This is a genomic window from Streptomyces sp. NBC_00996 (assembly GCF_045162675.1).
Taxonomy (GTDB): Bacteria; Actinomycetota; Actinomycetes; order Streptomycetales; family Streptomycetaceae; genus Streptomyces.
Window position 1 is genome coordinate 4289223 of sequence record NZ_CP108723.1, and the last position, 19666, is coordinate 4308888.

The 19666-nt window shown below is 69.1% G+C and carries 15 protein-coding genes; 5 read left to right on the forward strand and 10 right to left on the reverse strand.

Features of this window, described 5'->3' with window-relative positions; all coding sequences use genetic code 11:
- Window positions 1–581: 581 nt before the first annotated feature.
- A complete protein-coding gene (locus OG390_RS20230) occupies window positions 582–1148 on the forward strand; it encodes a DJ-1/PfpI family protein (protein ID WP_406169805.1) in 567 nt (188 codons plus the stop codon).
- 159 nt (window positions 1149–1307) lie between these two features.
- Here OG390_RS20230 and OG390_RS20235 read toward each other — a convergent pair whose 3' ends face one another.
- Together OG390_RS20235 and OG390_RS20240 are read right to left on the reverse strand one after the other, a co-directional pair.
- Entirely contained in the window at window positions 1308–1973 is a 666-nt protein-coding gene (locus OG390_RS20235) for an HAD family hydrolase (protein ID WP_406169807.1), read from the reverse strand.
- Window positions 1974–2088: 115 nt separating this feature from the next.
- The gene (locus OG390_RS20240) at window positions 2089–2604 is read right to left on the reverse strand and encodes a DUF6912 family protein (protein WP_406169809.1); all 516 of its coding nucleotides are present in this window, start codon (window positions 2602–2604) and stop codon (window positions 2089–2091) included.
- Window positions 2605–2961: 357 nt separating this feature from the next.
- Here OG390_RS20240 and OG390_RS20245 point away from each other — a divergent pair, with 357 nt between their 5' ends.
- Window positions 2962–3891 carry an Rv3235 family protein gene (locus OG390_RS20245; RefSeq protein WP_406169811.1) on the forward strand — a complete coding sequence of 310 codons (930 nt, stop codon included), beginning with the start codon at window positions 2962–2964 and terminating at the stop codon, window positions 3889–3891.
- Between the two features lie 123 nt (window positions 3892–4014).
- On the opposite strand, the gene secA is transcribed toward OG390_RS20245, so the two are convergent.
- A complete protein-coding gene (secA, locus tag OG390_RS20250) occupies window positions 4015–6828 on the reverse strand; it encodes a preprotein translocase subunit SecA (RefSeq protein WP_406169813.1) in 2814 nt (937 codons plus the stop codon).
- A 244-nt stretch (window positions 6829–7072) separates the two neighbouring features.
- Between secA and OG390_RS20255 the strand changes: the two genes are divergently transcribed.
- Together OG390_RS20255 and OG390_RS20260 are read left to right on the forward strand one after the other, a co-directional pair.
- A complete protein-coding gene (locus OG390_RS20255; protein WP_406169815.1) occupies window positions 7073–7681 on the forward strand; it encodes a GNAT family N-acetyltransferase in 609 nt (202 codons plus the stop codon).
- 167 nt (window positions 7682–7848) lie between these two features.
- Window positions 7849–9039: a winged helix-turn-helix domain-containing protein gene (locus OG390_RS20260; protein WP_406169817.1), complete on the forward strand. Its 1191-nt coding sequence runs from the start codon at window positions 7849–7851 to the stop codon at window positions 9037–9039.
- Between the two features lie 47 nt (window positions 9040–9086).
- Here the strand turns inward: OG390_RS20260 and OG390_RS20265 are convergent, their stop codons facing one another.
- The 6 genes from OG390_RS20265 to mtrA form a co-directional block, all read right to left on the reverse strand.
- On the reverse strand, window positions 9087–9833 hold the full coding sequence (locus OG390_RS20265) for a response regulator transcription factor (protein ID WP_189184664.1): 747 nt from the start codon (window positions 9831–9833) through the stop codon (window positions 9087–9089).
- 205 nt (window positions 9834–10038) lie between these two features.
- Window positions 10039–10731 carry a ribosome hibernation-promoting factor, HPF/YfiA family gene (hpf, locus tag OG390_RS20270; protein WP_406169819.1) on the reverse strand — a complete coding sequence of 231 codons (693 nt, stop codon included), beginning with the start codon at window positions 10729–10731 and terminating at the stop codon, window positions 10039–10041.
- A gap of 314 nt (window positions 10732–11045) precedes the next feature.
- A complete protein-coding gene (locus OG390_RS20275; protein ID WP_406169821.1) occupies window positions 11046–11984 on the reverse strand; it encodes a ComF family protein in 939 nt (312 codons plus the stop codon).
- Window positions 11985–12260: 276 nt separating this feature from the next.
- Window positions 12261–14105 (reverse strand): LpqB family beta-propeller domain-containing protein, encoded by a 1845-nt coding sequence (locus OG390_RS20280; RefSeq protein WP_406169823.1) that lies wholly within the window; start codon window positions 14103–14105, stop codon window positions 12261–12263.
- Window positions 14095–16185 carry an MtrAB system histidine kinase MtrB gene (gene mtrB / locus OG390_RS20285; RefSeq protein ID WP_406169825.1) on the reverse strand — a complete coding sequence of 697 codons (2091 nt, stop codon included), beginning with the start codon at window positions 16183–16185 and terminating at the stop codon, window positions 14095–14097. The genes OG390_RS20280 and mtrB overlap by 11 nt, the downstream gene beginning before the upstream one ends.
- A gap of 1 nt (window position 16186) precedes the next feature.
- Window positions 16187–16876 (reverse strand): two-component system response regulator MtrA, encoded by a 690-nt coding sequence (gene mtrA / locus OG390_RS20290; RefSeq protein ID WP_015659998.1) that lies wholly within the window; start codon window positions 16874–16876, stop codon window positions 16187–16189.
- 416 nt (window positions 16877–17292) lie between these two features.
- Between mtrA and OG390_RS20295 the strand changes: the two genes are divergently transcribed.
- Window positions 17293–17808, forward strand: coding sequence for a hypothetical protein (locus tag OG390_RS20295; RefSeq protein WP_406169828.1), 516 nt, complete (start codon window positions 17293–17295; stop codon window positions 17806–17808).
- 638 nt (window positions 17809–18446) lie between these two features.
- On the opposite strand, the gene mtnA is transcribed toward OG390_RS20295, so the two are convergent.
- Window positions 18447–19592 carry an S-methyl-5-thioribose-1-phosphate isomerase gene (gene mtnA / locus OG390_RS20300; RefSeq protein WP_406169830.1) on the reverse strand — a complete coding sequence of 382 codons (1146 nt, stop codon included), beginning with the start codon at window positions 19590–19592 and terminating at the stop codon, window positions 18447–18449.
- Window positions 19593–19666 lie beyond the last annotated feature (74 nt).

Genomic DNA, 19666 nt, shown 5'->3' on the forward strand with positions numbered 1-19666 from the left:
GGCGCCCCTGGAGACTGTGACGCTGCTCTCGGCAACGTCCGTTCCCGGGGTGTCATCGACGTCCGGAGTGCGCTTTCCGCCGCCCCGACCCGCCCGCGAAGACCAGCGACCGCCGCCCGGTCACGGATGTCGTCCGTGTTCTCCGGGCGCAGGGCAGGGGCGACGATGCCCCCGCGAGATATCGCGCTGATCACGCCACAAGGCTATCGCCACCTACCCGGGGGCCGTCATGAGCCGTATGTGTACAAAACCAGGGGTGGAAGTTTGACAGTATGCACAGGGACGAAAGGGGCGGGGATCCCGTACGTGGCCGGGGCGATGGCGGGCGTGTGTGTCGTTGGGGGCGGTGTTCCGCCCTTCGTCACAGGCGTCCCGCCCTTCGTCACAGGCGTCCCGCCATTCCGTCGCAGCTGCGCCCATCCAGACGGCAGCGCCGACGCCGAGTGCCCGAAAGACGGCACGCCCCCTTGGCAGAGCTGCTCGCCCGAGGCAAGTTGACCAGGACGCCCATCGGAGACCGCAGCACAATTGAGGCATGGCTGACGCACGGCTCAGGCAAGGCTGAGGGGAGCGGGACAGACATGACAGCGAAGATCCTGATAGTGACCGGCGACGCGGCAGAGTCACTGGAGGTCCTGTACCCCTACCAGCGCCTGCGCGAGGAAGGCTACGAAGTCCACATCGCAGCCCCCACCCGCAAGCAGCTCCAGTTCGTCGTCCACGATTTCGAACCCGGCTTCGACACCTACACGGAGAAGCCCGGCTACACCTGGCCCGCGGATCTCTCGTTCGCGGAGGTGGACCCCGGCCAGTACGTCGCGCTGGTCATCCCCGGCGGCCGAGCCCCGGAGTACCTCCGCAACGACCCCGAACTCCGCAAGATCCTCAAGGCCTTCTTCGACACCGACAAGCCGGTGGCCCAGATCTGCCATGGCCCCCTCCTGACGGCGGCCGTCGACGCCCTGCGTGGCCGTCGCGTCACGGCGTACCCCGCGCTGGAACTCGACATGCAGGCGGCCGGTGCGACCTTCCATGACGCGGAAGCCGTGGTCGACGGCATGCTGGTCTCCTCCCGCGCCTGGCCGGACCACTCCAGCTGGATGCGCGAGTTCTTGACAGTGCTGCGCGCGAAGGCGCCGGTGACCTGAACCACCCGAGGCCCCACTGAGCCGGACCGCGACCGCCCTGGGTTCACTGAGCCGGACCACCTGACGGCCGCTGCAGCACCGACAAGGGCGGCCGTCGCGCCTCCGCACGGGCGGACAACGAGGACGAGACGCCCACGGCGCTGCCGGCGCCACCCCCAGTCAGGCCGCCAGCCGCCCGGCCTCCTCGACCGCATCCGCCAGGCTGTCCACCACCGGCACGCCCACCTCCTCCAGGCTGGCGCGACCATGGGAGCCCCCGGTGTAGAGGATCGCCTGCGCCCCCACGTGCCGCGCGGCGACCGCGTCGTCGGCCGCGTCGCCGATCACCACCACGCGGGACGGCTCCACGCCGACGAGCGCGCCCACGTGCCGCACCATGTGCTCGGCCTTGCTGCCGCCGGAAGGCCCCATCCGCCCGTCGACGCGTATGAAGTGCGGCTCGATCCCGAACCCCCGTACCAGCGGGACCAGTTCGTCATGCCCGTACATGCTCAGGAGCGACTGGCTGCGTCCCGCCGCCCCCCACTCGGCGAGCAGCGCCGGCACGCCCTCGGTGAGCTCGCACGCGGTCCGGTGCTCCGCGTAGTACCGGTGGAAGGTCTCGTCCATGACCTGCCATTCGGTATCCGTCGGCAGCCGCCCTATGAGTCGCTCGTAGAACTTCGGCACCGGCACGCAGTACAGCGCCCTGTACCGCTCCAGCGTGATCGGCTCCAGCCCGAGCTCGGCGAACGCCGCGTTCGTCGCCCCGATGATCGCGTCATTGTCGTGGAACAGCGTGCCGTTCCAATCCCACACAATGTGCGCAGCTCCGTTCATCCCCATGACAAGAACGTACCCGCAGCCACCGACAACGGCCCCCGTCGCCCGGAGGCACGCGCAAGCGCACAGGGGCGCCAGGGGTCATGGACGCCGGGTGACCGGAAACGGCAGGGCGGCGTCAGTCCCCCAGCCCCACCAGGTTGGGAATCTCCTGCGTGGCGAACCACAGGAGCTCGTGGTCCTCGGCCCCGTCGACGATGAACTGGGCGTCGTCGTCCCCGACGTCCGCCGCGCCCAGCGCATCCGCTGCGGCGGCGACATCCGTCCCGGCATCGGCCGAGTCGACGTGCACGGCGGCCACCTTGGCCAGCGGCACGGTCTGGGAGACCCGCACCTCACCGAGCGCCGCGGGATCAAGGCCCCGGTCGGGATCGGCTACCGCGTCCCGGTCCGGGACGTCGACCGCGACGACGACCCGCCGCCGAACGGCTCCGCGGTCGACCGCGAGCAGCCGCAGCGAAGCCAGCGCGGCGCGGTTCAGCGCCGCGTACTCGAGCTCCTCGATGTTGTCGGAGAGGTACCACTCACGCAACGCGGGCGTGACGGCGTACGCGACGAAAGGTCCCGCCTCCAGCTCTCCCGTCTTGTACGCCTCGGCGAGACCGGAGAGGGTCAGGGGGACGTAGACGCGCATGGCTGGCCACTTTCGTAGTCGGAGGGCTCCGATTTTCGTAGTCGGAGGGCTCCGAGGAGGGCGGTCCCGCGCCTCCCGGGAGGGCCTTCAGGATACGTGCGGGCGTCCCCTTTCGAGCCCCCGACCGCACCCTCCGAGGCGTCCACCCCCGGCCACGGATTCACCCGGTACGCCGCGCTCCCACCAAGGCCCGCACACCGTCCGGCCACCCTGATAGGTGAACCTTCCGACCGCTCCGGCGCGCGTCCGGCGTCCTTGCACAGGCCCGCTCCCGCCTCGTACAAGATCCCCAACACGAAAGTTACCGCCCGGTATCAAACGGGCTCCAGTGAGCGGGGACGACACATGAACAAGGTGATGACCAGGACGAAGCGCCACCCGGGCACCCGCCCACCCGGCCGCCAGGACACCCGCCGCCCGGGCAGCGCGCCACCCCGCACGCCGGGAGCGGGAGCACCCCGCAGGACCCCGGGCGACAACCCACCGTCGGCGCCGCCCGGCGCAGGCGCACCTCGGCCGACCCCACCGGGCGTGGGTGCCTCACAACCGACCCCACCGGGCACGGGCGCGTCACGACCCACCTCACCAGGCGCAGGCACGTCACGACCCACCTCACGACCCACCTCACCAGGCGCAGGCACGTCACGACCCACCTCACGACCCACCTCACCAGGCGCAGGCACGTCACGACCCACGTCACGACCCACCTCACCAGGCGCAGGCACGTCACGACCCACCTCACCAGGCGCAGGCACGTCCCTGGAGGCACCGACGGCCACCCTGCTGACCACGCCCGCCCGCGGCCCCCTGCGCCGCCCGGCACAGGGCGACAGCCCGGCACAGGGCGACAGCCCGGCTCCGGGCGACACCGCGCCCGCACTGTTCCCAGGCGGCGGAGTCTCGCCTCTCACCGCCCCCGTCGACGCCCCGCGCAGGCCCACTCCGCAACCCCGCCCCACCGACCTCTTCGCCGACCGTCTGCTCGCCGTCCTCAGCGGTCAGCGTCCCGTCCACTGCATGTTGCGTCACACCGCGGGCCGCGCCTACGACGAACTGGCCTGGCTCGCCGAGCGCGGCCCCCTGCGCGCCCGCGGCACCCGACCGGTCGTCCGCGACATCGGCTACTACGTACCGCGCCCGGGAGCGATCGAGGCCTTCGCCCGCATCGGCGCCGGAGAACAGCTGCGCGCCATGGCGTTCCGCCTGGAACAGGGCCCTGACCTCCGCTGGCGCTGCACGGCGGTGGAGCTCGGCGGCCCGCGCATGCCCCGCGCGGACGAGGACTGAACCGACCCTCCGCCTCAGCTCTCCGCCAGGCAACGCAAAGGGCCGGGCACCCAAGGTGCCCGGCCCTCACAAGCGGCCGTGACCGGCGCTACGCGGCGGCGCTACCACCGGCGCCGCCGACCGTCACTTCTTGCGCCGACGCGCGCCCTTCTGCTGCTTGCGGCGCTCCGCACGCGTGAGGCCGTCCGCCTCGGAGCGCACGGGCTCGTCGCCGTTGTCGTCGATGAAGTCGCCCTCGACGATGCCACCCTCGCCGTCCACCTTCGGCGCGGAGAAGTGCAGCCGGTCGGGGCGCCGCGGGGCGTCGAGGCCCTTGGCGCGGATCTCCGGACGCGCACCCGCGGGGACGACGTCCTCCTTTTGGAGGGAAGGCACCGTGTCCTCGACCGGAACTTCCTCGACCTGCTGCTCGACCTGGACCTCCAGGTTGAACAGGTAGCCGACGGACTCCTCCTTGATGCCGTCCATCATGGCGGAGAACATGTCGAAGCCCTCGCGCTGGTACTCGACCAGCGGGTCCTTCTGCGCCATGGCGCGCAGGCCGATGCCCTCCTGGAGGTAGTCCATCTCGTAGAGGTGCTCGCGCCACTTGCGGTCCAGGACCGACAGCACGACCCGGCGCTCCAGCTCACGCATGATCTCGGAGCCGAGCTGCCTCTCACGGGCCTCGTACTGCTCGCGGATGTCGTCCTTGATGGACTCGGAGATGAACTCGGCGGTCAGACCGGCACGGTCACCGGCCGCCTCCTCCAGCTCGTCGACGGTGACCTTCACCGGGTAGAGCTGCTTGAAGGCGCCCCACAGCCGGTCCAGATCCCACTCCTCGGCGAAGCCTTCGGCGGTCTCGGCCGCGATGTACGCGTCGATCGTGTCGTCCGTGAAGTGCTGGATCTGCTCCTGCAGGTCCTCGCCCTCCAGGACGCGGCGGCGCTCGCCATAGATGACCTCGCGCTGCCGGTTGAGGACCTCGTCGTACTTGAGGACGTTCTTACGCGTCTCGAAGTTCTGCTGCTCGACCTGCGACTGGGCGGACGCGATGGCGCGCGTGACCATCTTGTTCTCGATCGGCACGTCGTCGGGCACGTTCGCCATCGACATGACGCGCTCGACCATCTGCGCCTTGAACAGGCGCATCAGGTCGTCACCCAGCGACAAGTAGAAGCGGGACTCGCCCGGGTCGCCCTGACGGCCGGAACGACCGCGCAGCTGGTTGTCGATACGGCGCGACTCGTGCCGCTCGGTGCCGAGGACGTAGAGCCCACCGAGCTCCTTGACCTCCTCGAACTCCGCCTTCACGGCCTTTTCGGCCCTCTCCAGAGCGGCGGGCAGCGCGGCGGCCCACTCCTCGATGTGCTCCTCGGGGTCGAGGCCGCGCTGACGCAGCTCCGCCTCGGCGAGGTCATCGGGGTTGCCGCCGAGCTTGATGTCCGTACCACGACCGGCCATGTTCGTGGCCACGGTCACGGCGCCCTTGCGGCCGGCCTGGGCGACGATCGTCGCCTCACGGTCGTGCTGCTTGGCGTTCAGCACTTCGTGCTGGATGCCGCGCTTGGAGAGCTGCTGCGAGAGGTATTCGGACTTCTCCACCGACGTCGTACCGACGAGGATCGGCTGGCCCTTGTCGTGCTTCTCGGCGATGTCGTCGACCACCGCGTCGAACTTGGCGACCTCGGTGCGGTAGATCAGGTCCGACTGATCCTTGCGGACCATCGGCTTGTTGGTCGGGATCGGGACGACACCGAGCTTGTAGATCTGGTGGAACTCGGCGGCCTCGGTCATCGCCGTACCGGTCATGCCGGAGAGCTTGCTGTAGAGGCGGAAGAAGTTCTGCAGGGTGATCGTGGCGAGCGTCTGGTTCTCGTCCTTGATGTCCACCCCTTCCTTCGCCTCGATCGCCTGGTGCATGCCCTCGTTGTAGCGGCGGCCGGCGAGAATACGGCCGGTGTGCTCGTCGACGATCATGACCTCGCCGTCGATGACGACGTAGTCCTTGTCCTTCTTGAAGAGTTCCTTGGCCTTGATGGCGTTGTTCAGGTACCCGACAAGCGGCGTGTTCACCGACTCGTAGAGGTTGTCGATGCCCAGCCAGTCCTCGACCTTGGAGACGCCGGGCTCGTGGATGGCTACGGTGCGCTTCTTCTCGTCGACCTCGTAGTCCCCGGTCTCCTCGAGGCCCTTGAGGGGGTTGCCGGCCTCGCCCTTCTTCAGGCGGGTGACCAGCTTGGCGAAGTCGCCGTACCACTTGGTGGCCTGGTCGGCCGGGCCGGAGATGATCAGCGGCGTACGGGCCTCGTCGACGAGGATGGAGTCGACCTCGTCGACGATCGCGAAGTTGTGGCCGCGCTGCACCAGTTCGTCCTGCGACCACGCCATGTTGTCGCGCAGGTAGTCGAAGCCGAACTCGTTGTTCGTGCCGTACGTGATGTCGCACGCGTACTGCTCGCGGCGCTGGGCCGGCGTCATGTTGGCGAGGATGCAGCCGACGCTCAGCCCGAGGAACTTGTGGACGCGACCCATCATTTCGGAGTCGCGCTCGGCCAGGTAGTCGTTGACCGTGATGAGGTGAACGCCGTCTCCGGAGAGGGCGTTCAGATACGCGGGCAGGGTGCCGACGAGCGTCTTGCCCTCACCGGTCTTCATCTCGGCGACATAGCCGAGGTGAAGGGCGGCGCCGCCCATCATCTGCACGTCGTAGTGACGCTGGCCCAGCGCGCGCTTGGCCGCCTCACGGACGGTCGCGAACGCCTCGGGCAGCAGGTCGTCGAGGCTTTCGCCGTCGGCGTACCGCTGCTTGTACTCATCGGTGAGGGCCCGCAGCTCGGCGTCGGAGAGGTCGACGAAGTCCTCTTCGATGGAGTTGACCTGGTCCGCGATGCGGTGCAGCTTGCGCAGGATCTTGCCTTCGCCTGCACGCATGATCTTCGAGAGGACGGACACGGGGGTTTGTCTCCTTGCCGGTCGGGCCTGGGACGGTCGGTTTCAATGACAGTTACAAATCACAGCTTGAGCAACGGCCATCGTAAGCGAGGACCGCACCGCGCCGGGAGGTCTGCCAGTGACAGCCACTAGGACAACGGACAGGGGATGCTGAAGGTGCCGCGTTCTCGTTGCGAAAAGTAACGCCCCACTCACTCACAGCAAAGGAATGGCGTCCTTCCGGTTGTCCGAGCAGAATCGGCCGATGGACCCCGTCACCCTGACCACCGACCGTCTCGTCCTGCGCACCGTGGGCCCGCATGACACGGACGCCGTGTACGACGCCGTCCAGGACCCCGACATCCAGCGCTGGACCACGATCCCGTCGCCCTATCTGCGCGAGCACGCGGTGAGCTTCACGGACCAGATGGTGCCCGACGGCTGGTCGGACGGCTCCATGTTCACCTTCGGCGTCTTCGTCCCCTCCGGGGAGCTGGTGGGCATGCTCGCCATCACCATGCGCTCGCTGGGCGTCGGCGAGATCGGCTTCTGGACGGCGAAGGAACACCGCGGCAACGGCTACATCACCGAAGCCGCCACCGCCGCCTCCCGCTGGGCCTTCACGGACCTGTCCATCGACCGCGTCGAATGGCGCGCCGAGGTCGGCAACACCGGCTCCCGCGCGGTGGCCGAACGGGCCGGATTCACAGTGGAAGGCACTCTCCGCTCCGCCATCAACAACAAGGGAGTACGCCGAGACTGCTGGGTGGGTTCCTTGCTCCCCTCGGACTTGGGCATCCCGTCGACGGCCCCGTACCTCCCGACACCACCCGGCCCGTCCGGCGTTCGAGGACGAGGCAGTCAAGGCCGATAGCGGCGGCTGGAGACGGCGGCCCCCGGTACGGGACAGGTAGGGGCGGAGGGAGCGAAAACTCCTGGGGTGACACCTACGTCGGCCGCACGCGAACCGGACGGTCTCCGGTCCGGACCCCAAACCCCGGGCCGGCCCCCGTTGTCAGTGGCACCGCCTACCGTGTGGGCATGTCGAGTCTCCCGCGTCCCACCGCCGAACTCTCCACCGACGAAGCCCGCCGCATCGCCCTCCGGGCCCAGGGCTTCCTGGGCGCCCCGGACCGCAGGGCCGGCGTCCGCGGAGTCCTGCGACACCTGGGCGCGGTCCAACTCGACACCATCTCCGTCCTCGCCCGCTCCCACGAGCTCATCCCGTACGCCCGCCTGGGAGCGGTGGGCCGCAAGACGGTCGACGACGCCTACTGGACGCCCGGCTCGCACGGCGCACCGCACGCCTTCGAGTACTGGTCCCACGCGGCCTGCATCCTCCCCGTCGAGGAGTGGCCCCACTTCGCCTTCCGCCGCCGCGCCTACAGAGCCCGCCCGCACTGGAACCACGCCCTGCCGGACGGCACCTACGACCAGGTCATCAAGCAGCTCCGCGCCGAAGGCCCTCTCACCGCCACGGAGTTGGGCGGCGCGAAGAAGACCAGCGAGTGGTGGGACTGGTCGGGCACCAAGGTCGCCGTCGAGCGCGCCCTGATGTACGGCGAGGTGGTGTGCACGGAACGCCGCGGCTGGAAGCGGGTGTACGACCTCGCCGAGCGCGCCATCCCCGAGGCGCTGCTCCATGACGAGCTGGACGACACGGAGTGCCTGCGCCGCCTCGTCCGCCTCGCGGGCCGGTCCCTCGGCGTCGGCACGCGCACGGACATCGCCGACTACCACCGCCTCAAGGGCGAGCAGGTGGACGCGGTGATCGCGGACTCGGGCCTGGTCCCGGTGACGGTGGAGGGCTGGGGCAGGCCGGCGTGGGCCGACCCGGCGGCGCTGGAGACGGCCCCGCGCGGCCGCCACCGTACGACCCTGCTGTCACCGTTCGACTCACTCATCTGGGAGCGGGCCCGCACCGAGCGGATCTTCGGCTTCACCCACCGCCTGGAGGCGTACACACCCAAGCCGAAGAGGATCTACGGCTACTTCGCCATGCCGGTCCTGGCCGGCGGTCACCTCGTCGGCCGCGTGGACCCCGCCCGCGAGGGCCGCACCCTGGTCGCCAAGCAGGTCACGCTGGACGGCGCCAAGGCCGTCCCGGCCGTGGCCCAGGCCCTGGTCGAGGCAGCAAGCTGGGTGGACTGCACGGACGTGCGGGTGGAACGGGTGGACGCGCCGGAACTGCGCGAGCCGCTCACCAAAGAGCTGTCCCGCGCCCTCGCGTAGCCACACGCCGGGCCGGCCGAGCACCCCGGGCGAGGCCGGCCGCGTGGCTAGCGGATTTCGAGGATCTTCTCCCGCATCGCGTACACCACGGCCTCCATCCTGGAGTGCAGCTGCAGCTTCTCCAGGATGTTGCGCACATGGTTCTTCACCGTGTTCTCGGAGATGAACAACTCCTTGGCGATGTCCCGGTTGTTCATCCCCGTGGCGACGAGCTTGAGGACCTCGAGTTCGCGATCGGTGAGCCGCGGCGCGGGCACCAGCCGGCGCTCGTCCGTCCGTTGGATCATCGACTTGAACTCGGTGAGCAGTTTCGACGCCATCGAGGGACTGATCTGCGACTGGCCATCGGCCACCGCGCGAATGGCCGTGGCCACCTCGTCCGTGGAGATCTCCTTGAGGAGATAACCCGTCGCGCCCGCCTTGATCGCGTCGTAGAGGTCGGCCTCCTCGTCACTGATCGTCAGCATGATGATCTTCGCGCTGGGGGCCACCTCCTTGATGGAGGTGCACGCCTCGATGCCGCCCCGCTTCGGCATACGTACGTCCATCAGCACGATGTCGGGCAGCAGATCGGCGGCCTTGTCGACCGCCTCCGCCCCGTCGCCCGCCTCGCCGACGACCTGGATGTCCTCCTCGGCCGCGAGCACGATCTCCAGACCGCGGCGGAAGAGGGCGTGGTCGTCCACGACAAGGACCCTGATGGGCTCCTTGCGTGGAGTGCCCGCGTCCGGGCCCATGCCGACGACGCCGTCGTCGGCATCCTCGTCACGCATCGGTCCGAAGCTGTCCGCCATCGTTCCTCCCCCTGAAGGCCGTGGCCTGTGTTTCTGTGCCATCGCCAATCCAAGGCAACAGCCCACCGGTTGGGCCGGTGCGGCCATGATTTCATGCCCGGACGCCAGTGCGGTCACAGAGCGGGCCGCGAAGTGGTCGCACACCGGTGCCCCTGGGGGCGCACGCGCACTCCAGGGGCACCGGCTCAGCTGTCACCGGGGAGGGTCAGCCGCCGAGCGCACCGCCCGGCGCATCCGCTCCGGCCTGGGCGACCATCGGGTCCGTGCTGAGGTGGATGACGCCGTAGTCGTACGCGTGCCGCCGGTAGACGACACTCGGTTCCTTCGTCTCGGAGTCGACGAACAGATAGAAGTCGTGCCCGACCAGCTCCATTTCGTAGAGCGCCTGGTCGAGCGTCATCGGGGCGGCCACGTGGGTCTTCTCGCGGACGACGCAGGGGCCTTCCCCCATGATCTCGAGGGAGCCGATCTTCTTGGTCGGCACGCCCTCCGGCTCCTCGTCGTGGACGACGCTGCCGTTGCCGTTCAGCGTCGCGGCACCCGGGACGTGGTCGGCGACCTCGGCGGCCGAGATCCTGCCGTTGCCACGGCGGGTATAGCGCTTGTCGTGCTGCTTGCGCAGCCGGGCTTCGAGTTTGTCCGCGGCCAGGTCGAGTGCTGCATAGGGGTCGCTTGCCGCTGCCTCCGCCCGGATCACCGGACCACGGGAGCGGAGCGTGATCTCCACTCGGTCGCTACGGTCGGCCTGTCGGGGGTTGGGCTCCTTGGACACCTCGACGTCGAGGCTGATCACCTTGCCATCGAGCTTCTGGATCTTCTCCAGCTTCAGCTTCTCGGCCACGTGCTTGCGGAACCGCTCAGGCACCTCGGTCTTGCGGCCCTTGACGACGATGTCCACGCAGAACTCCGTTCCCGGATAGCCCCGCTCCACTGGCGGGGCATCTCCCTTTTGCACCAGGCTCCGGTGTGTCCCGGAACCTCGGACTCGGTGACTTTCACCTCCTCCTCCCCCAAGGACAAGATCTACACCCCACCGAGGCGGGTGATTGGGAAAACCCGCAGGACAGCATTCGGATTCGCGAGGTACGGCCAGCGCCATTGCCTCACAACCGAACATATCTCGCCCGGACGGATGTCGTCACCCTCTACCGCGACGTACCTCCATTCAGGTGAATTGACCCTCTCATTACCTGCAACGATGCAAGTTCTCAGTCAGTTCCGGTTTATTTCGAAAGCGTCCGGTGCAGCAGCGACCACAGCCGCGCAGATCGCGTCGCGGCCGGTGTCTGCAACTTCACCCGTACCCGCCATTCGCCGCACCACTTCTGTCACATCCGCCCCCTCCGCCCTTGCCTCCGTGGCCTGTACGGCCCGCGCCGCCTCTGTCAACGAGGCGCCCGTCGTCATCAGGTCGTCCACGAGCACGACCCAGCCACCGTCCGCCAGCAGTCGGGCGCCCCCGGCGGCCACCTCCAGGGCGCCCGCGAGATTGTCCAGCCGCTGCCGGGAGTTGAGCCCGGACTGGTCGGCCACGGCCCGCCGCTGCACCAGCACGCTCAGCACCCGGGCCGGCGATCCCGTACGCCGCAGCTCACCCGCGGCCGCGAGCGCGATCCGCCGCGCCGGATCATGCCCCCGCGCCCGCACCGCCCGCCGCGACGACGGCACCGGAACCAGCAGCACGGGCCCTGGGACGACTCCGGCAGCGGTCCCCAGACGGCCCCGTCCGCTCTCCGCCGACATCGGTTGTCCATCGCCCGACCCCGGCTGACCGTCCTTGCCCCGCAGTTGCCCCCTCCTGGGCCCCAGCCGCCCCTCGGGAGCCACTGGCCGTCCGTCCGGACCAGGACGTCGTAGGTGCCCCAGCCCCGCCCGCACAGCCCCCGCCAGCGCCACACCGAGCGGCGCCGCGAGTGCCAGCGCGCCCCGTTCCTTGTGGGCGAGCAGCGCCGCGCGCACCTCGTCCTCGTACGGAGCCGCCGCATGCACCACAGGAAGCCCAGCCGGCTCCGGCACCGGTCGCACCCGGCTCGGTGCGGCCCCACTCAGGACGGCACGGCACTCAGGGCAGAGCACCGTGCGAGGCCTCCCGCAGCCTCCGCACTCGGCCGGCAGCACCAGATCGGTGAGGTCCTGCCACCACCCCCGCATGTGGACCACTGTGCCAAGGCACGGGTCGACCGGCCACACCTGTGGATAACTGCCTGTGGATAACTCCAGCCGCCGTCGCACGCGACCAGGCCCACCCGGAAAACGAGCGGACTTACCGGGGAAACAAGCAGACTTGCCCGGGACAGGCCCGCAGGCGGGCTTCCCCAGGGAGCAGTGCGCAGGCTCACCCGGAGCAAGCGAACAGTTCCGCCCGGAGAGGACGCGCACGTACACCCGAGAAAGACGCCCAGGCCCACCCGGGACAGACGCACGGACCTATCCGGGATAGACCGGCGCAGTCCCGTCCTTGACCACCTTCTGCCACTGCTCCCCGGACGACAGCCGCACGATCCCGTCCTCCTCCGAGTGCGCCACCAGTGGCAGCCGCTCGTCCTCGGACGCCGCGATCTCCTTGACACCCGTCAGCGCTGAGGGCGCGGTGCCCACCGGAGTGGAGCCGTCGACCTGGACGTACCGCATCTGCTGCACGCCGCCCTTCTCGCTCCCGACCACCACGAGCCGGCTGTCCCCGGCCCACGACATGGCCGCGACCTCCTCCAGCTGGGGTGCCACGGAGCGCGGATCGAGGATGGAGACGGCAGGCGGCTCACCGGACTTGGTGTCCCGCTCGATACGCCCGATCTGCAGCGACCTCTTGCCGTCCTTCTCGACGATCAGCGCGATCCGCACACCGTCGGCAGCCACCCGTACGGCCTCGATGCGCCCGTTGAGATTCGGCGTCTGGACCACCAGCGGATCGCCCGCGCCCTTCTGCAGCAGAAGCAGCCGGGGGTTCTTCGGATCGCGATCGGCCACCCACAGGTCGCCCTGCCCGTCCCAGCTGGGCGTCGTCAGCCGGTCGTCCGTCGTCTTGCCTTGGCTGTGCAGCACCGCTTCGCCGAGCGAACCGCCCGACACCAGCGACCCCACGTACAGCGAACTGCCATCGGTCGACACCCCGGCCGCACTGCTCTCGTCCCGCGACACCGCGGCAGCCCGCAGCTTCTTGTCGCCCTCGCCCAGCGCACCGAGCACCGGTTCGGGCTCCTTGTCGCTGCCGCTGCTGGGCATCCGCACGAGCCGCTGTTTGTCGTCGATGAAGTACTGGTAATCGGCATGGCGCTTCGTACCGTTCGAGGCAATGCCCTCCGCCTGGACCTCGGTGAGCACGCACAGCTGCGAACCGTCCGACTTCTGCAACTCCACCTCGTCCACCCCGGTGGGCGTCAGATCTTTGAACGTGAAGAGGAGTTGGGCCGCCATCTTGGAGCACTGCCCCTGCCCGACGTGGTCGGCCTTCTCGTTCAGCGGCACAGTGACCCTGTTGCGGTCGTCGGGCGACAGCGACTTGACGCCCTTCTTCAGCTCCGTGCCCGAGGGGAAGCTCGAACCGACCCCCCGGTCCAGCCAGCGCGTGGGGCCCTTGAGGAGGGCGCGGACCATCTGTGTCATCGGGTCCACCTGCTTGCGCACATAGACCGGATCGGCGACGGTCTCCAGCTGTCCGCCCGTCCTGGCGGACACGTTCGAAGCGAAGTAGTACTTGTTGACCGACTTGTAGTTGCGCTGGAAGTCGGTCCTGCCCATCACGACACCCTGGGGCAGCCCGTCGATGCGCCACACCTTGGTCTTCTTCACCTGCGTGAGATGCACCGTCCTGCTGTACGAGCCCGAGTCCGGCGCGTACGCGTGTTGCGCGTCCACCGAGGCGACCTTCGTGCCGCTCAACCGGTACAGGAAGTCGTCGGAGCCTTCCCTGACCCCCGAGGGCACCGAATCGGCGTTCGGCCCCTCCGCGAGCACGGTCGTGGACCGGTTCGGATTCCACGCTTTCTTGGCACTCGCCGTCAGATATTCGCGCGCCGTCTGATAGTCAGGATCATCGCTGGTCAGCGCCTCCAGGAAGCCCTGGACGATCTCTGCGGGCGAGGCTCCCTGACGCGGAGGCTTCGCGAACACCCGGACCTGGGCGTCCTGCCTCGGCGTCGACTCGACCCCGCTCAGACCCCCGCTGTCGGGCATCGAGGCACATCCGGTCAGCAGCAGCGCACCACAGCAGATGTACGCTCCCACCCGCACCGGACGCCCACGGCCGCCGCACCTCTCGCGGTCAGCGCCCACGAAATGCCTCCCCTTGTCCGAGCTCCTCCGGCTCCCCGCCGTCGGGCCCGCGTTCCTCCACCGTCAGCTCCCCGCCTGCGGCAGGTGTGTCGTCCGGCCGCCTCACGGACCCGGCGGGCCGCGGCACCACGCGCGCGCCGTTGCCCGGCAGCGCCGTCGGGTCGGCCGTGGGCGGCACCCCGGCCAGTCGCGGCACGATGGGCGCGCGCCGCGGTATCGGCGGCACATTGCCGCCCACGGGCTGCTGCACCGGCACGGTGGCGAGCTTGCCGCTGCCGCCGAGCGGCAGACCGGCGTCATTGAGTCCACGATTTCGCCGGGAGTCCTTGGGCTCCAGCGGTATCGGCGACCCCCGCAGCGGTTCGTCCGCCGTCCGCGGCAGCGTCAGCCGGAACTGCGAACCGCCGCCCGGCTCACCCCACGCCTGCAGCCAGCCGCCGTGCAGCCGTGCGTCCTCCAGCGCGATGGACAGCCCGAGCCCCGTTCCGCCGGTGGTACGCGCGCGTGCCGGATCGGCCCGCCAGAAGCGGCTGAACACCCGGGTCGCCTCGCCAGGCTTGAGCCCGACGCCGTAGTCGCGCACCGCGACCGCGACCGCCCCGCCCGCCGCGGCGAGCTTGACGACCACGTCCTTGCCCTCGCCGTGCTCCACGGCGTTGACGACGAGATTGCGCAGCACCCGCTCCACGCGCCGGGCGTCCGCCTCGGCGACCACCGGCTGCTGGTCGCCGACGACACGTATGTGCGTGCTCTTGCGCTCGGCGAGCGGCTCGGCCCCGCTGACGACCTGCCGTACGACCTCGCGGAGGTCTATCGGCTCGGCCTCCAGGGCCGCCGCGCCCGCGTCGAACCGGCTGATCTCCAGCAGGTCCGCGAGCAGCGTCTCGAAACGGTCCAGCTGATCGGCGAGCAGCTCGGCCGACCGAGCGGTCATCGGATCGAAGTCCACGCGCGCGTCGTGGATGACGTCGGCCGCCATCCGGACGGTCGTGAGCGGCGTACGCAGCTCGTGCGACACGTCGGAGACGAACCGTCGCTGCATCCGCGACAGGTCCTCCAGCTGCTGGATCTTCAGCTGCAGGTTCTGCGCCATCTTGTTGAAGGCCTCGCCCAGCCGCGCGATGTCGTCCTCGCCGGTGACCTTCATACGTTCCTGGAGGCGCCCGGCGGACAGTCGCTCGGCGATCCCCGCCGCCATCCGCACCGGCGTGACGACCTGGCGCACCACGAGCCACGCGATGGCCCCGAGCAGCACCACGACGAACAGTCCCGCCGTGGCCAGCGTCCCCTTGACCAGGCTCAGCGACTTCTCCTCCTGCGTCAGCGGGAAGAGGTAGTACAGCTGGTACGGGTCACCGTTCGGGTCGTGGACCTGCTTGCCGATGATCAGCGCGGGCTGGGTCGCCCGATGGTCGGTGTACGTGATGCGCGTGTAGCTCTGGGCCGCGCCGGTGCCGGCGTCGACGCGCTTGCGCAGGTCCTCCGGCACGCTGAGGGTCGGTTCGACCAACCCCGACGCGCGGGCCCCCAGGCCCCTGTTCTCGTTGTCCGCGGCGGTGGTGCTGAGCGTCACGACGTCAAAAGCGCCCTGCCCACCGCTGGAGAGCGAGTCCACGAGGTCGCTCATCCATCCGCTGATGTTCTGCACGAGGTTGCCGTCGGAGCCCGAGTTGTCGTCGCCGCCGCTCGCGCTCGCCGCGCTGTCGGCCTTCTGGCCGGCGACTGCGAACCCGCCCACGGCCTGGCTCTGCGACGCCTTCACCTTGGCGTCCAGCAGCCCGTTGCGCACCTGCCCGATCACCACGAAGCCGAGCAGCAGCACGACGCCGAGCGACATCAGCAGCGTCGTGACGACGATCTTGAGCTGGATGTTGCGCCGCCACAGCCGCATCACGGGCAGCAGCGGCCGGCGCACCCAGCGCATGAACAACCGAAGGACCGGGCTGCCCTGGACTCCGCCCTGCAGCAGCCCGCCCTCCATGAACCGTCCCCAGCGGGAGCCCGTCATCTTCCGGCCGACAGGCCGCCCCGAACGGACCCCCGACTCACCGGGCGCCGAAGCGGCACTGTCCCGTGACATGTCAGCTCGGTCCGGCCTTGTAACCGACACCACGGACGGTCACCACGATCTCCGGCCGCTCAGGGTCCTTCTCGACCTTGGAGCGCAGCCGCTGGACATGGACGTTGACCAGGCGGGTGTCCGCCGCGTGGCGGTAGCCCCACACCTGCTCCAGCAGGACCTCACGCGTGAAGACCTGCCACGGCTTACGGGCCAGCGCCACCAGGAGGTCGAACTCCAGCGGCGTCAGCGCGATCGACTGCCCGTCCCGCTTCACAGAGTGACCGGCCACGTCGATGACGAGATCGCCGATGGCCAGCTGCTCGGGCGCCGGCTCCTCCGAACGGCGCAGCCGCGCCCTGATCCGCGCCACCAACTCCTTTGGCTTGAACGGCTTCACGATGTAGTCGTCGGCGCCCGACTCGAGGCCCACCACGACATCGACGGTGTCGCTCTTCGCCGTGAGCATCACGATCGGCACCCCGGACTCCGCCCTGATCAGGCGGCACACCTCGATGCCGTCCCGGCCGGGGAGCATCAGGTCCAGGAGCACCAGATCGGGCTTGGTCTCACGGAAAGCGGCCAGCGCCTTGTCGCCGTCGGCTACGAAAGACGGCTCAAAACCTTCACCACGCAACACAATGCCGAGCATCTCGGCCAGTGCGGTGTCGTCATCGACGACAAGGACTCGTCCCTTCATAAACGACATCATCCCATTCTCATAACGGTGAAGGTGGCGCAGGTGAGCAGGGTCACCGGCCAGTGACGATAGTCGGACTGAGCCGTCACTGTCTGCCCTCGTCCGCCGACGTTGATGTCGGTAACGGATGTCAGCATGCCCACTCGGTGAACCTGCCCACCGACGAAGCGTTGATCAAGCTCCCGGACGCCCGCGTGCGCTCCGGCGTCGGTCCAGCGGTTCGTGAGCAGCCATCCCGATCGCCTGACTTGGTCTCCCACTGAACATCATGTTGATCCTGTGTCCGCGCAGACTACCTTCATCGTGATCAGCATCGGGTTTCAGGGGAAGCGGCCAAGCCGAACGAGGAAGCGCTCCAGCAGGTCCCTCGAGAGGCACGCCAGCAGTCGTGTGTTAACGGATACCGGTCGCCTGGGTAGCACACTCCCGTGGACTGGATATCCCCGGTGAGCACCCTGGCTGGAGCCGTGGTCGGTGTGGGGTCTGCATTGATCGCTGAGCACATCCGTTGGCGTCGTGACCAGGAGAAAGACGGGGCTCAGACGCGTAGAGTCGTGTACTCCGACTTCCTCATGGCGCTGAGTCGAGGGCACTCCGATATGCGGACGGTCGTCCTCCAACCCGATCGATCGACCGATGACCGGCTCTACGGTGACCTTCATCAGGCCCTCGACGGCTCGGGCATTTGGCGGTTACGGCAGAGCCTGTCACTCACCGCCTCGGCTGAGATCATTCAGCTGGCTGTGAAGGCGTGTGACGCGCTGGTCCGGATGAGAGACGGGCTTATCGAGGACCCTGACATCCGAGGCGACGCGTACTTTCGGGTTCGGGCTGACCTCTGGCGGGAGAACGCTCATCTCCGGGAGGCCATGCGCAAGGACTTAGGTATGGATGGCCCGCCGGATCCCGAGGTGGGGCAGTACCGGTATCCCGGCCCATCGTGACGAACCGGCGGAGTATCGCCTGGAGTGTCTTGCCTGTAGTACGCAAGTCGGGTGAGCCGATTACGCCTCGAAGGAAGCGCTCTGACCTGGCGTTGCCTGCACCGTGCTGAGACCCCATCGCATCACCACTTCAGGAGCGGGGTTGGGCGATCACAGGCGTGACCTGCGGACTCCCTGTCTGGGCCAGAGTCGGGCGATTTCACCCCTGCGGACCCCGATTCCCCGTGAGTCCCCGTCCGTTCTGGCGCGAGGGTGGCACGGCCCAGGTGCCAGCCTGCAAGCAGAGGGGCACCAGCTCGGCGGAACTGCCGTCGGTGACGCCTGCTGCGTCGCGGTGTCCCCTGGTCAGAACGGTGGGTCGTCGGAGTAGCCGTCCGCCCAGGGGCGATCCATCGGTTCGGGACCCGAGATCCGTGGGTCGGGTAGGGGGCCGGGCTCTACACCTCAGGTCACGAGGCACCTCTTAGCGAGGTATCGGTAACCCCGGTACTCGCTGGCGCTTAGCGTGCAGTTGGAGGCCGGCCGATCGGACTCGGACACCGACTGATGTAGCACTTGGATGTCACGGCCCCTCTCTCAGCGAATCGCCGCAGGTGGAGGGGCCGTTGTCGTCGATCAGCGCGACATCATCCCGTTAACTAAATCGTTACCTGGCGTGACCTGTCACACAGCTCGGCGAGCGCCTCAGCCGTCACGGGCGACACGGCGCCCACTTCGGTGACGATCGCCGTCACCAACTCGGGCGGCGTCACGTCGAACGCCGGGTTGTACGCCTGGGTGCCCAGCGGTGCCACCGGTATCCCGCCTCCCGCTTCCGCTCCCGCCACCGGCACCTGAGGTGCTGTGATCTCGGTCACTTCATGACCCGCGCGCTGCTCGACCTCGATGGAGGCTCCGTCCGGGGTGTCCGGATCCACCGTCGTCACCGGCGCCACCACGATGAACGGCACGTGGTGGTACCTGGCCAGCACCGCGAGCGGATAGCTCCCCACCTTGTTCGCCACCGAACCGTCGGCCGCGATCCGATCGGCCCCGATCAGCACCGCGTCCACCTCCCCCGCCGCGAACAACGAGCCCGCCGCGTTGTCCGTGAGCAAGGTGTACGCCATCCCGTGGCGCGCCGCTTCGTACGCCGTCAGGCGAGCACCTTGCAACAACGGCCGTGTTTCGTCCACCCACAGCCTTCGCAGCTGCCCCGCTCGGTGCGCCGCGAGGGCCACCGCGAACGCCGTGCCCTCGCCACCGGACACCAGTGACCCGGTGTTGCAGTGGGTCAGGATCCGGTGCCCGCCGCCCGGCAGCAGCTCGTCGAGCAGCGCCAGGCCGTGCCCGGCCATCCGGGCGCTGGCCTCGGCGTCCTCCCGGTGCAACGCCCGAGCCGCGGCGAGCGCCGCCCCGGCAGCCTGCTGCTCGTCACCGCCGCCGTTGAGCACGGCACGGTACGCCGCCTGAGCCCTGCGCACGCCGACGGCAAGGTTCACCGCCGTGGGCCGGGCGCCTGCCAGCGCCTGGGCGGCGGCGTCCACGTCGAAGCCACGCACGGCGGCGAGCGCGACGCCGTACGCCCCCGCGATGCCGAGCAACGGCGCCCCGCGCACGGCGAGCGTGCGGATCGCTTCCACCAGCGCGGGAGCGTCGGTGCACACCAGCTCGACTTCCTCGGCCGGCAGTCTCGTCTGGTCGAGAAGGACCAGTACGGGGCCTTCGGGTGGCTCGTCCCAGCGGAGCACCGGTATCTCCGTCGACCCGCTGTCATCGTGGGATTGCGCGTACTGATCAGCCATCCGCCCAGTCTGCCCCGTACCCGGCGGACAATTGAAGGTGCGCAGCCCATACGGCGCCCGGTCCCTTGCCGGGC